This is a genomic window from Haloferula chungangensis, from assembly GCF_042664875.1.
Lineage (GTDB): Bacteria > Verrucomicrobiota > Verrucomicrobiia > Verrucomicrobiales > Akkermansiaceae > Haloferula > Haloferula chungangensis.
In genome coordinates this window covers 656,290-670,245 of record NZ_JBHTBS010000001.1, presented here as the reverse complement: position 1 = coordinate 670,245, position 13,956 = coordinate 656,290, and the positions used below count along the sequence as shown (strand labels likewise).

The 13,956-nt window shown below is 59.1% G+C and carries 9 protein-coding genes; 8 read left to right on the top strand and 1 reads right to left on the bottom strand.

From position 1 onward, the window contains the following. Positions 1–47: 47 nt before the first annotated feature. Positions 48–527 (bottom strand): SRPBCC family protein, encoded by a 480-nt coding sequence (locus tag ACFQY0_RS02610; protein WP_379708790.1) that lies wholly within the window; start codon positions 525–527, stop codon positions 48–50. Between the two features lie 286 nt (positions 528–813). Here ACFQY0_RS02610 and ACFQY0_RS02605 point away from each other — a divergent pair, with 286 nt between their 5' ends. The 8 genes from ACFQY0_RS02605 (at position 814) to ACFQY0_RS02570 (ending at position 13,902) form a co-directional block, all read left to right on the top strand. Further along, complete coding sequence (locus tag ACFQY0_RS02605) at positions 814–1,803, top strand: hypothetical protein (protein WP_379708788.1); 990 nt, start codon at positions 814–816, stop codon at positions 1,801–1,803. 40 nt (positions 1,804–1,843) lie between these two features. Next, complete coding sequence (locus ACFQY0_RS02600; RefSeq protein ID WP_379708786.1) at positions 1,844–3,235, top strand: Gfo/Idh/MocA family oxidoreductase; 1,392 nt, start codon at positions 1,844–1,846, stop codon at positions 3,233–3,235. Positions 3,236–3,807: 572 nt separating this feature from the next. Continuing rightward, positions 3,808–7,167 carry a hypothetical protein gene (locus tag ACFQY0_RS02595; RefSeq protein ID WP_379708784.1) on the top strand — a complete coding sequence of 1,120 codons (3,360 nt, stop codon included), beginning with the start codon at positions 3,808–3,810 and terminating at the stop codon, positions 7,165–7,167. A 13-nt stretch (positions 7,168–7,180) separates the two neighbouring features. After that, positions 7,181–7,858: a hypothetical protein gene (locus ACFQY0_RS02590; protein WP_379708782.1), complete on the top strand. Its 678-nt coding sequence runs from the start codon at positions 7,181–7,183 to the stop codon at positions 7,856–7,858. 503 nt (positions 7,859–8,361) lie between these two features. Next, on the top strand, positions 8,362–9,453 hold the full coding sequence (locus tag ACFQY0_RS02585; RefSeq protein WP_379708780.1) for a hypothetical protein: 1,092 nt from the start codon (positions 8,362–8,364) through the stop codon (positions 9,451–9,453). A gap of 54 nt (positions 9,454–9,507) precedes the next feature. Further along, the gene (locus ACFQY0_RS02580) at positions 9,508–10,854 is read left to right on the top strand and encodes a hypothetical protein (protein ID WP_379708778.1); all 1,347 of its coding nucleotides are present in this window, start codon (positions 9,508–9,510) and stop codon (positions 10,852–10,854) included. Between the two features lie 114 nt (positions 10,855–10,968). After that, positions 10,969–12,909: a sulfatase-like hydrolase/transferase gene (locus tag ACFQY0_RS02575; protein WP_379708776.1), complete on the top strand. Its 1,941-nt coding sequence runs from the start codon at positions 10,969–10,971 to the stop codon at positions 12,907–12,909. 192 nt (positions 12,910–13,101) lie between these two features. Beyond that, entirely contained in the window at positions 13,102–13,902 is an 801-nt protein-coding gene (locus ACFQY0_RS02570) for a PEP-CTERM sorting domain-containing protein (RefSeq protein ID WP_379708774.1), read from the top strand. Positions 13,903–13,956: the final 54 nt, after the last annotated feature.

Sequence of the window (13,956 nt, the reverse complement as noted above, 5' to 3'; positions counted from 1 at the left end):
CACCCAAGCTTGTGGACGCCACCCGCTCCTGCTGCGGGCCCGTGACGCTATTTCTTGCTGAGAACCTTCGTCACGCCGTCGAAACAACCCTGATAGATCGCCTTGGCAAGGGCATCGCCTTCTTCATCGCTCGCTCCCTCGACCGTGAACTTGCTGCCCCAGTTCAGACGGCATTTCCCCTCGCCGAGGTCCTCCACCCGCACGAAGGCCTGGTAGTTCCGCAACGGAAAATCGCAATCTATCAATTCGGTGATCTTATAGCTGAACTCCTTCGTCTCGTCGTTGAAGTAAACCAGCCGCTCGACCACGTAGCCGCCGCCCGCGTCCTCGGTCAGGCCGATCTTGCGCACCGTGCCGCCTTCAAGCAGCTCGCTCGTGGTGATCGAGGCGTGATAGTCTGGCAGGGTGTCGAAGCCCGCAATCAACTTCCACACGGCATTTGCCGAAAAATCCAGCTCCGCCGAAGTCGCCACCCGAAGCGGTGCCTTCATCACCTCCATTTGATGTCCTGTTTCTCCCTTTTTCATATCTGCTGTCTCTGCAGGGGCTTCCAATGAAAACATTGTCATGGCTCCGGCGGCTGTAACGATTCTTTTAATCATGCCCAAGCAGTGGAGAGCGGCATGCCCCCTCCCGCAAGGCACATGAACGTGTGCCTTGAAGCGAAATACCGCAGAATTGATCCTCTCACTTTCGTTTGGACTCTCGCACGCATCGATTCCATCGGATCGGACTACAAGAACCATCCCAACATGTCATCCAACAGGATAGGACACTTCACCAACACGACATTTCTAGCAGCCGCATTCATTCATGAGATTCAAAGCTCAGGCCCTCTGCCTTCTGATGTCCTGCGCTTCGGCCGCAGGCTACCAAGTTTACACCGCCCTGCCCTACATGCCGACCGACGCGGCGCAGAACGCCAGCCTTTGGAAAGGCGTCGCCGCGAAGAGCCAGGGCTTGAACCTCAACACCAGCGACACCCAGGCCGCGAAGCGGAACAGCCCCGAGACCTGGAAGGCCACGGTCTCGACCTACCAGAAGGCGAGGACCCGCGGAATGATCGCCATCCCACGGACCTCATGGAACTTCGGCAAGTCGACGAAAAAGGGAACCCTGGAGGATCGGTTGGCTAAGCAGTTCAAACAGGAGAACAAGCTGGATGCGGAAATCCGATGGGTCATGCTCTACGGTTCGCAGCCGGGAGAAGACCGGAGCAAGGATGCCTATGGCTACACACGGCAGGAGATCCAACGGGCACGAGTCTGGCTCGATAAGCTCGAAAAAGGCGGCCACTCACCCGTTCGCCTCTGCTGGAACGTCCGCAACTCCAGCAAGGACGAGAAAGACAAATGCGAGGATCCCAACGTGGATGCGGTCCTGATCGAGGGCTCTCCCGAGAAATGGTACGACAACAAGGGCAAGCGGCAGGAATTCCTCAAATGGGTGACCACCAACCCGAAAACCCGCACCAAGCCCCTCATTTTCCAAGTCCCCTTCAACCGGAGTCCCGGTGAAGAGGACATCTTCCACGAACTCCGTCGCTTCGTCTGGTGGATCAGCAGCGACTGCATGATGGGTAGCGCCGAGCTCCTGCGCCGGAACGATGTGATTATCCTTCCGATCACCTACAACGCCAAGGTGCCATTTCTCCCGGAGACCAACGAGGCTGGAAACCGGTATCAGAACACGCTCGCGGGAGCCGCCCTGTCGCTGATCGAACAAAGACCATTCTTCGAAGGTCGCACCGGCTGGACCCTTGGCGCACAGAACTTGAAAGACCGGAAACGCATCGCCAAGTGAACCTTCCGATCGCCCATCCCAATCTATGATCAATCAATTCATGAAATCTAACACCCGCCGATCCTTCCTCAAGACTTCCACTCTGACCGGAGCCGGTGCGTTCATTCTCCCGCGCATCAGCATCGCCCGTCCCGGCGACTCCGCGTCGAAGCGGGTCAACCTCGCCTTCGTCGGCTGCGGCGGCATCGCCCACACCTACATCGGACAGAAGGACCTGAACGTCGTCGCCATGTGCGACGTCGACTCCGGCATGATCGCCGAGACCAAGAAGAAGTTCCCTTACTTGGAAGCCGCCAGGGAGTTCGCCGACTTCCGCGTGATGCTCGACAAGATGGAGAAGGACATCGACATCGTGGTGATTTCGACACCGGACCACACTCATTTCCCCGCCACCATGGAGGCCATGCAGCGGGGCAAACACGTCTTCACCCAGAAGCCACTTACCCACGACATTTGGCAGGCCCGGACTTTGGTCAAGGCGGCGGAGAAATACGGCGTTCACACCGTCATGGGCAACCAAGGACACACCAGCAATGGCATCCGCCAGATGCGCGACTGGTATGACGGTGGCTTGCTCGGTCAGATCAACCAAGTGAACGCATGGTTTTCAGGCGGGCTGAAGCGGGTGGGCGGAAACCTCTTCCCCCTTCCCAAGCAAGCGGTTCCCGAGGATTTGGACTGGGACCTGTGGCTCGGCCCCGCTCAGCAGACTCCCTACAACAAGGCCTATGCACCTTTTTCCTGGAGACAATTTCAACGCTTCGGCTGCGGCAAGCTCGGCGACTGGTTCTGCCACATCTGCGACGGCCCGGTGTGGACCCTAGACCTCTACGAACCGACCGTCATTGAGGCCGTGAAGCTCGATGAGGAAAGCCCGGGTCGCTATCCGGGAGGGAGCATCATCCAATGGGACTTCCCCGAACGCGGAGATAAGGTCGCCTGCACGCTTCGCTGGCACGATGGCAAGAACCTCCCCACGGCTCCGGCCGATTACAGTTCCGGCAGCCCGAGTGAGAAGGCGGGCAAACCGAAGATCCCGAAATTTGGTTCGTTCTGGGAGGGCGACGGCGACTCGTTCTACCTCGACCACCGCTCCAGCAACCCCCGCTATGCGAGTCGCGATAAGATGATCGAGGCAAAGAAAGCCAACGCCTTTCCGCCGGAGAAACACCCACGTGTGGAAAAGGGCGGACCGCTGCTCGAATTGATCCGCGCTGTCGCCGGAGAAGGCCCCGAACCCGGCTCCAACTTCGCCTACGCCGCCCGCCTAACCGAAGTCGGCTGCCTCGGCATGATCGCCCAGTGCGCTGGTGGCCGCATCGAGTGGGACAGCAAGAACATGAAGATCACCAACCGCCCGGAACTCAATGCCATGGTCAAGCAACCCGTCCGCAAGGGCTGGAAATACGGCGAGGACCTCTGGAAATCCTGATCGCGACACTTGCCCAAAAACTCGCAAGCTGGACCGCCGTGGACGTAGTCTTTCCATCCGCAGTTAAGACCCAAGACTTTACCGACACCCTTCCGGAGGTCGCGACGTCCTATCCTATCGAGATCATCCGGAACTTCTGAGTTCCGGAGACATGCCCGATGACACCGTATCAAGCATAATGTGGTAATGCGGCGCCGACTACGAAAACGACAACGCCCCCGACCTCGCCGCAGCCGCAGCAGACCGCGACCCCTACAGCAACATCGAGTCCACCCTCAACGACCGCCTGTCGGAGGCCTCCTCGTTCGATAAACCGGAGGACATCTGGGACTACTGAGCACCTTCACCGCTGAGCACCTTCACCGATTCGTTCGGTATCATATCCTTTGGGATCCCATTTGGCAATTGCTTCTCCATAGGCTGACAGCCTAACAGGCTAATGATCCCGACTCATCTCAGGACACATAATTGTGTCTCATGACAAGCCTCCTCAGCCCTGCCATGTATTAACCAAGTATATTTCAGATATAACATATTACCCTTTCCGGTCAGACACCCAAGCAACCAATTTCATGAATCAAAAGAAGCTCCTTTCTTCACGCTTCCGCGCATCCAGACCACGAGGCTTCGCCTTGATCATCACTATTTCGATGATGATCCTGCTGGCGCTCCTCGCTGTTGGGCTGCTCACCCTTTCTTCCATCAGCTTGCGGAGTTCCGGCCAGGGAGAAGACCGGCAGATCGCGCAAGCCAATGCCCGCCTGGCCCTCACGCTTGCGCTTGGCGAACTGCAGACCACCCTCGGCCCCGACGCCCGCATGAGCGCCCGCGCCGAAACCCTCGGCAAGGATCCGCGTGCTGGAGGAACGGTCTCTCCGAACACGCCCGAAGCCTGGTGGGTCGGCGTTTCCCATACCGACGGCGAAACCGCGATCGATTCGAAGCGGGACATCGCCTGGCTTGTCTCAGGCCTCAAGGGCACGGCTCCCGACAGCGGCCTCACCGACCCCGTGCCCATGATCGACCAAGGTAGCCTCGACCTCACCCTCACCGGAAACCAGCCTATCCAGGCCGGTCGAGTTTCTGTCGAAAGAGAGGGCAAGACCACCGGTGCCTACGCCTGGTTCGTGGATGACAACGGCATGAAGGCGCAACTCGCCGCCTCCCACCAGTCCGTCCACAACGACAACCCGGAAAATGCTTCCGGAGGTGTGCTCCCCGCATCCTACAAGCCCGATATCCTCGAACAAATGAGCCCCATCGGGGCCGCCTCTGATGAGGAAATCTTCCGTCTCGGATCAAACAAGGACCTTGAGCTCATCGATCTCCCGAGAGCCACCGTCCGCAACAAGTTCTTCAGCTACACCACCTGCTCCCAGGGCGTCCTGTCGGACACCAGGAACGGCGGCCTCAAGAAGGACCTCACCATTGCCTTCGAGAACGACAGCGTCTTCTCCAAGGTCTTCCCATCCAACAGCCCGGACAAGTATCTGCTCATCGATCCGGATAAACGTCCCAAGGAGTTGGACGACAACGGCTACATCCATTGGGCGATTTTCAAGGACTACTACAATCTCAAGAAGAGCATCAAGAAAGTCCAAGGCAAGGATAGCCTCCACATCAACACCTTCGACAAGCGCACCACCGGGTTCCTCAATGGCAACACGGCCATCGCCCGGGGAGAGAGCGGCCCCCACTCCCTGAACCACCGGGGTCTCATCTATGACAAGCCCGACTACTTCTCCGATGGCAACGAATATGGCAACAACCCCATCTTTCCCCTACTCGCCCATCTCCAACAGAACTCCTGGATCCAATACAACGCCGCTGACAGATCGATCGAAACTCACGTCCAGCTCTGGACCTCCCACTACAACCCCTACAACATCGGCATCCGCGTCTTCACGGATAGGAAGAACGGCAGGGATACGGGTCCACGCGTCATCAACTACCCCCTGCCACTCGTCAGCGTCTCCGGCCTTTTCACCCGTGTCGACACGCTGAACCGCAAGCTCCAGGCCCACGCTCCGGGAGACCTCGTAATCCCGCCCGGCCGCAGCCAGGTTTTCGGCTTCAGCACGAACGAGGAAATCGGTCAGGAAATCGACGACCGCCTCTACAGCGAGAAAGTCAAGGACCTCACCGTAGAGAGCGTCAAGGGAACGTATTCGCTCAGATCCTCACCACCCACCACGGTTTCGGTCACCACCGAGTTCTACAGCACCCAGCCTGTCTTCGTTCACGGTTGCGACCATAAGGGAGGCGACTACGAGGCGGCGCAGGCGTTCTACGCTCCCCTCGCTTGGGACAAGATCACCTCAGGTGCCGGGTCCCTCAGCACCAACGTCCGCAAAGCCACCCCCGCCGCCTCCCTCGCCGGAGTCCCGCGGGAAAGTCCGGGCAAGAGAATCGTCCAGTCCCTCAGCCTTTCCGAGCTCAACAGCAACAGCATGGTCTCGCATGCCTTCAGCCTGCGCACGACCCGCGAACCTGGCTCCCGACTCCGCCCGCTCGTCGATGGAAACATCCGCGCCCAATGGAACAACCCGCGCTGGGACTCCCCGCTCAACATCGGCACCCTTGCCACCTACTCCGATAATACCGGAGTCGCCGAGGACAGATTCGTCCCGATGAATAACTCCAACCCGCCACTCGGCTACTCCTTCCTCGGGGCCGGGCGTACCCCTGCAGACGGCACCGATCAACTCATTCTCTTCGATGTGCCGCGCCGGGATCTCGTTTCACTCGGCCAGCTCCAGCACGCGGCCGCCGGCCGTTTCAGCTACGAGCCTTCCTACATCGTCGGGAACTCCTATGCCAACCCGCGCATCCCACTCGATCAATGGGACACATCTGTCAGCGACACCTTCAGCACCGCCGACCGCGGGCTCTCCAACTCGAAAATCTCCGGCAGCTTCAGCCTCTACGACGCCTCCTACCTCGTCAACGAGACCCTCTGGGACTCCTACACCTTCACCACCATCCCGCAGGAGGACGACAACTATGGCGGCGGCGACGTCTCCAGCAGCAACCTCGCCGAACTTCTGGACCGCAGTATCCTGCTGCCCAATCCTCGCTTCATCCCCTACGAGCCCGCCGGGTCCAAGTTCGACACCGCCACCCTCAGTGATGCGGGTACCGCCGACACGGGCTCCTTCTTTCACAACGCTGGCCATCTGCTCGTCGATGGCGCGTTCAATATAAACTCTACCTCCGTGGATGCCTGGGAGGCGTTCCTTACCGGAACCTACAAACTCCCCATCGCCAAGGTCGACGAAAACGGCCGCCTCATCTCCGGATTCACCCCCACCGACGGCGTCCGCTTCCCCCGCTGCGCCCGCACCTATGGCGACGGCATGAAAACCGCCAGCATCGATGAGAACTACTGGATCGGCTTCCGCGAACTCACCCAGACCGAAGTTCGCGACATCGCTACCGCCCTCGTGGATGAAATCAAGGAGCGCGGCCCCTTCCTCACCCTCAGTTCATTCGTCAACCGCAGCCTTGAGAGCAACGATACCGGAAAATCTGGCCCCCTGCAGGCAGCTCTCGACCAGACCGTCAACAAGGACCTCGACAACGACTACGAAGACCCTGCGGACACCACCAAGTTCCCCAATATCGCCGACGGCAGCACCCAAGGCGCGGGTTTCCCTGGCCAACTTCTGCAAGGCGACATCCTGCAGGCCCTCGGACCCTACATGACCGTCCATTCGGACACCTTCACCATCCGCGCCTATGGCGAAGCCCAGGATGCTGCCGGCAATGTCACCGCCTCCGCATGGTGCGAAGCCGTCGTGCAACGCCACCCCGAACCGATGGCGGTGATGGGGGCCAAAAGCGCCAACGAAGAACTCGCCAATCCCACCAGTCCCTTCGGCCGGACATTCCGAGTCATCTCGTTCCGCTGGCTTAATCCCAAGGAAGTCTAATCTCCAACAATCCATGATCTCCCGCATTTTTCCCATCATATTGCTCACCGCCGCCCTCGTCTCCCCTCTTCCGGCCCAGAACGAGAAACTCGACATCCGCACCCTCTCACTCGGCTCCTCCAACTTTCCAGAGCTCTGGGTCATGGAAGATACCGCTCCGGTCGCCGTCAAGTTCTCCAGCATCCAGCCCTCCGAACCGCTCCGCATCCCTCGCAGCAATCCGCTCAGGATCTTCAAGGGCGAACTCGACGAGAAGGGCCTGCCCAAGGACACGACACCTACCTCGGTCAAACTCCCTAACAACTCCTCCATCCTGCTGCTCGCTTGGATGAATGGAGAAGCCCCGCGCTTTCTACCCATCCCCGATCCCTTCAAATCCGCCAAACACGACGACTGGCTCGTCATCAACGGATCCGCCCAACAAGTAGCCATTCAGATCGGAGCCAAGTCAAAGCCCGTCAGCGTGGCCCCGTCCTCGCACTCCCGGGTCCGGGTCACCGCACCGGTGAACGAAGGAGCCGCCGTCACCGTCGCCACCCGGAACAAAAAGGCATGGAAAACCATCTACTCCACTTACTGGCCCATCTATCCGGATAAACGCTGCCTCGTCATCATCGCCCAAGATGGCCGTAAAATGCGCGTCAAGGTCATCTCCGACGAGTATAAGGAACCTGAGGAGGAGAAACCCTAGATTCGAATCCGCGCGCTTTCCCAGCCGATCAGAAACTCATTCTCCAGGAAACAGACGATCATCGCCGCTCGCCAAAGATAACGGAGTCATCGCATTCCAGCGCACGGGCTTCGACTACGGTGAAGGCAAAAGTGGAGTGACCCTGCAGGAAGCGACTGAAAGGAAGTTCCAGGCCGAGAGCAATTTGAGAGCCAGCGTCAAATGGAAACTCTTCGACATCGAGTCCAGCACCACGGACGGCGCAGTCATCCTTACCAACAACCTCTAGGACCAAACAGGCTTCTATCGGATCGAAATTATCTGGGACTACTAGAAACCCCGTCGAATCAACCTCAAGAACAACCTAACAGACTTTCGCTGACACCAAACGGATTCCCCGACGGAAGGTGGACCACCAATGAGTATGCAAGCAGATCGACAGAAAGAAGAGCGGCGGTGCCATACTTCAAAATGAGCCTCCCTACCTCACAGCCCTCCCGCCCGGGATGGCCGACATAAGCCACATGAAAAAGCCGCTCCCCACGATCACCGTCGCATGCGTGCTGTGTCTTGTTGGACTCGGTCTGGTTCTTGCAATCAAGATCACCGGCTCCAAAGACACCCGATCCGGAGAGACTCATGATCCATTCAACAACCCGAACGCGACGGACCGCAGCGGTGGATCCTCGCTGACCAGCCCGAAGCCCCCCCAATCGCTTGAGGAGCGCCGCGCCTCGCTGACCCGGAAACTGGAAGAGGTCTTCGGCCACGAGGATTTCCGGGAGCATCCTGCGATGCTTCACGATCTCCTGTTAGATGCCTCGGTCGCGGACCTCCAGCTGGCCCTTGAGATCAGCCGGGGTCACCCGCAGTTCACCCCAGGCTTCATAGACTCGTTCAGCGCGGCGGTTTACGAGCGCTGGTTTGGAATCGATCCGGTAACCGCCATCTCAGAGGTGGCTCAATCCGACCTAACAGAAAACCGGAAACGCACTCTCATCGAGAATCTTCTGGAGGATTGGGCGAACAGATCGCCGAAAGAGGCGCTGAGCTTCTTCCTGAAAGAGGGGTCGCTCGGAGTCGAATCCGACCATCTCTACGGAGCCATTGCGAGGGGAAGCTCCTCGAAGGGCGATCTGAATGTCCTTGAGCAGATTCTGGATCATATCGCCGACCCGAAGCTCCGTTCCTTTGCCGTCCGGCAGGCCGCCCGCAACCTTCAGCAGCACCACACCGCCAAGTTCGAGGAATGGGTCGGCACCCTTTCCCCAGCAGACCAGCCGCTGGCAATCGGTGAGAGCGCCTGGCTCCTAGCTGCCGGTCAGGATATCGATCAGGCTCTCCACCAGCTCACCCGCCTTGAGGACATGAGCGCGGACAACCATGCCCTCGTCCGCCGCAGGGTTCTGGCCGAGTGGGCGGAGCACCAACCTATCGCCGCCGAGTGGTTACTCCACCAGCGCGTGCAGGGTGAAGAGCGCGAGGTCCTGTTTGCCAATCTCTTGAGTCACTGGCTCTCGCAGGACCGCGGGCTCGCGTCACGCTGGCTCGAGGATCAGGTCGCGGCGGGAGCACTCGATCACGACTTCGTCAACCGCGTCGCGGAGAGACTCTGAACTATTTCCAGGAACCAAAAAACACGAAACACAAAACCTAAAACACAAAACCACATGAGAAAAAATCCAATCATCCTCTGCCTACTGGCGGCGCTCTTCACAGGTGCCGGCCACTGCTATGAAGTCTGGTACGGACTGCCCTACATGGAGAAGGGAGCAGGCGACAGCAGACTGAGTGAATGGGAGCTTACCGCCGGATCCCTGAAGGGCCTGAACCTGAACGACACCGACAACCAACGACCGGACGACGAGCAGAACACCCGGTCCGACTGGCAGGACATCGTTGCGAGCATGCCGCTGGCCAAGGACAACGGGATCATCGCCTTCCAGCGAACGAGCTTCGACTATGGTGAGGGCAAAGTGGGGGTAACACTCGTGGAAGCGGCGGAAAGGAAGTTCCGAGCCGAAAGCAATCTAGGAGCCACGGTCAAATGGGTGATGCCCTTCGGAAACCAACCCGGGGAGAATCGGGATTTGCCGGTCTACAACTGGAGTGATTCCGAGCTTCAGGAACTACGGGACTGGCTCGACTCGACCGGCCGGTCCAACGTCCAGATGATGGCGAATATCCGTAATTTCGGTATCGCCCAGCAGAACCTCGCGAAGAGCAGCTTCATGAGCGGCGTCAGCATCGAAGCCAAGGCCTCGATCTGGTTCGAGAACGGCGGACGTCGCCAGAACTTCCTTCATTGGGCCCTCGAGCAACCGGAGACAATGAACGACCAGTTCGTGTTCCAGATGCCTTTCAAGACCTACGGTGCGCAGACCGAATGCCAGGCCATGCGGTCCTTCGTCCGTTGGCTGAGCACTCCCGAAATGCTCAACAGCACGGATTTCGTCCAGAGGGATGACGTGGCCTTTCTCGTGATCACCTATGAGGATCAGGCCGACCACCTTCCCGAAAAGACAAGCAACGGCCGGCAGTACGTCAACACCCTCACCAGCACCGCCCTCTCGCTGATCGAACAAAGGGACCTGTTCGAGGGCCGGAACGGACTGATCTCGGCGGCGGAGGCGGACAGTGACCGTCGCTTCATCCCCCTTCAGGTCGAAGACAGCGATCCGGGCCTGGTCTATCAGGGAAATTGGTCGACCAAAGGCGGCTCCTCAGACAGCGGCGGCAGCATGACCGTGACCAAGGTTTCCGGCGACAAGGTTTCCTACACCTTCACCGGAGACAGGGTCGCCGTCGGCATGCGCCTGGGCAACTTCGGTGGCCGCTGCAACATCAAGATCGACGGCAAGGTCGAAGGTCGCCAGCTCAGCACTCACGCCAGTGACACCCAGTATCAGACGGTGATCTACGACAGCGGCATCATTGACTACGGAACCCACACCGTGGAGATCGTCGCCAAGGGCGGCGGCAACACCATGTTGGACTTCCTCTACATCGAGCAGTAGCCGCACAACAAGGGCGTAAAACCGAAGGCCTCGCCCCGGTTTGACGCCACTTAGATCCTCCTCCCGACATCTGTCCGATTCGCCCGCCACCCTTCAATGACCTACACCAATCCCATGAAAGCACCGATCCAACGCATGCCCTTCAGGGCAACACCTCAATTGTCCGGCATCCCGGTACTGCGCCTTGCAGCCCTGCTGCTCGCCTCCCTCACCTTACAAGCTTTCGGCGCCAAGCAGCCAAACATCCTCTGGCTGTGCGCCGAGGACATCAGCCCCCACTTCGGATGCTATGGAGATCCGCATGCGATCACGCCCCACGTCGACACGCTGGCCTCGCAGGGAGTGCGTTACAGCCACGCTTTCACCACGGCGGGTGTCTGCGCCCCCAGCCGCAGCGCGATCATCACGGGCATGTACCAGACGACGCTCGGAACGCAGCACATGCGAGGCAACGCCCGGCTTCCCGATTCGGTTAAACCGTTCCCGACCTACCTCCGGAACGCCGGCTACTACTGCTCTAACAACGGCAAGGAGGACTACCAGTTCAAAACCCCGACGAGCACCTGGGACGATTCCAGCGCCAAGGCGCACTGGCGCAAGCGCCCGGACAAAGAGCAGCCCTTCTTCGCGGTCTTCAACTTCACCGGCTGTCACGAGAGCGGGATCGCAAACGAGGGCAAATACAAGTCGGTCACCGCCAAACTCACGCCGGAACAACGCCAGGACGCCAAGGCTCTAACCACTCTTCCCCCCTACTACCCCGACACTCCCGTGGTAAGGGAGGCATGGAAGCGCAACTATGAACTGATCACCGCCATGGATGCCTGGGCTGGCAATCTGATCGACCAGCTAAAAAAGGACGGATTGTATGAGGATACCATCATCTTCTTCTGGTCCGACCATGGCATTGGTCTTCCGCGGGCGAAGCGTTGGCTCTACGATTCGGGAACCCGCGTCCCGCTCGTCATCCGGATTCCGGAGAAATTCAGAGAGAAGGATCAGGCCGCCCCGAACACCGTTTCCGACCGACTGGTCAGCGGGATCGATTTCGGACCCACGGTCCTCAATCTCGCAGGCCTCGACATTCCCGGGACCATGCAAGGCGAACCCTTCCTCGGACCTGATCTTCCGGCAGCGCGGGAGTATGTTTTCGGCGCGCGCGACCGCATGGACGAGCGCTACGACATCATCCGCATGGTACGGGATCACCGGTTCAAATACATCCGCAACTACGAGCCTCTCAAGCCCTACTATCAGTTCATGAACTCGGCCGAAACCGGTGCGACCATGAAAGAACTGCGCAAAGGTCATCTCGCCGGCACCCTCCCTCCCGCAGCCGAGTACTATTTCTCCCCGACCAAGCCGGTCGAGGAACTCTACGACACGGAAACCGACCCTCACGAGATCAACAATCTTGCGGAGAACCCCCGCTACCGGGAAATCCTGCTTCGCCTGAGGAAAACCCATCTCGAATGGGTCAAAGAAACCCGTGATACCGGCCTGATCGCGGAACCTATCCTGGTGGCACGCGAGAAGGAGATCGGAAATCGCTACGAGATCCTGCGGCAAACCAAAGATGAGACACTTCCCGCCCGTCTCTCCCAAACCGCCGATGCCGCGTCCAGCGGCCCGGATCACTTACCCGAACTCCTCAAGGCGCTGGCCGACCGCGATGCGGCCGTCCGCTACTGGGGTGCCACCGGAATCGGAAACATCGGCCCATCAGCCAAGAAAGCGCTGCCCCAGATCCGAGAGCGCCTCAAGGACGACTCGCCGGTGGTCCGAATCGCGGCAGCCCGCGCCCTCGCCCGCCTTGGCCTGCCGCAGGAAGCACTGCCAACACTTACCCAGGAGCTGGACAAAGGCGAGCAATGGGAACGCCTGCATGCCGCCATCGTTCTCGACGAGATGGACGAAGAGGCACGCCCGGTTCTGGAAGAAATGCGCAAGGCCCTCACCCCGAGGAAAGGCCTCTATGCCAACGGCAAATACGTCGTCCGAGTCATCAACCGGGCTCTCAACCAGCTTGAAGGCACCTCAAATCGAGTCCCATGATTCCAAGGGATTTCCGGATCTTTTGATCTTGGCTTCCCTACTCAGACTCCGAATGCATCCGAACGACACACGAACGTGTCTCATGACAGCCTCGCGTTGAACTGTGCAATCTTACACTAAGACAAGCAACGAGAGCCGTCCGGTCACCCTTCCTTCTTGTCCATAAAACCGACTGAAATCCAACCTCTACCTATGAAATCAACGATCAATCGAGCGGGCATCCTGATCCTCTCCGCCATCATCGCCCCATCCGCGTCCTCGGCCATTCTATTCCAGGACACATTTGACCAGTCTGATCCTGCAGACGGAATCAATGACAACCTCGTTGCGCGCCAGGCGGGGGGAACCGTGACTTCCACCTACACGACAATCGGGGCTGTTGCTACTGCTAACCCTACGATCACCGGTAATGTTCTCGAGATCAACGGAACAGGCGCAGGTGACGGCATCCAAACAGACACCAACTTTTACGGCAATCTGGCGGCCACAGATTTTGACCTTTCCGCCAACATCGCGGCTTCGGGGGGCCAATCCTTTCTCTACATCTGGAGCGACGTGTCCGGCACCACTGCTGTCAACAGCGCCTTCAGCCTCGGGGTTGCGTCAGGCGGGATCACCTTCCGAACCGGAACAGCAGGTAGCGCTACCCAGAACAACTACAGCGTGGCCACCATCCAAGGCATCGACGGCTTGGGAGGCTTCGACATCGGGATGGCGAATCTCTACACATTGAGCGCCACCGGAGGCCTGGACAACGGCACAGTGAGCTTCTTCATCAACAATGTCGAAGTCTCGAGTGCTCTTACAAACGAAGGCAACGCCTTCGACTCTACCGTCGATTTCGGTGACACGGATAGCGCCTACCGAATCAGGATCCAGCGTGACGATGCGACCTACGACAACCTTACGCTGGATGTCGTTCCCGAGCCGTCATCGATTGCTCTGCTCGGACTCGCGTCCATGGGCATGGCGTTCCGCCGTCGCAGGGCGTGACGCTACTTCTCCAGATCGTGGAAACAGGCCGACCCTCAGGGGGCGGCCTGTTTC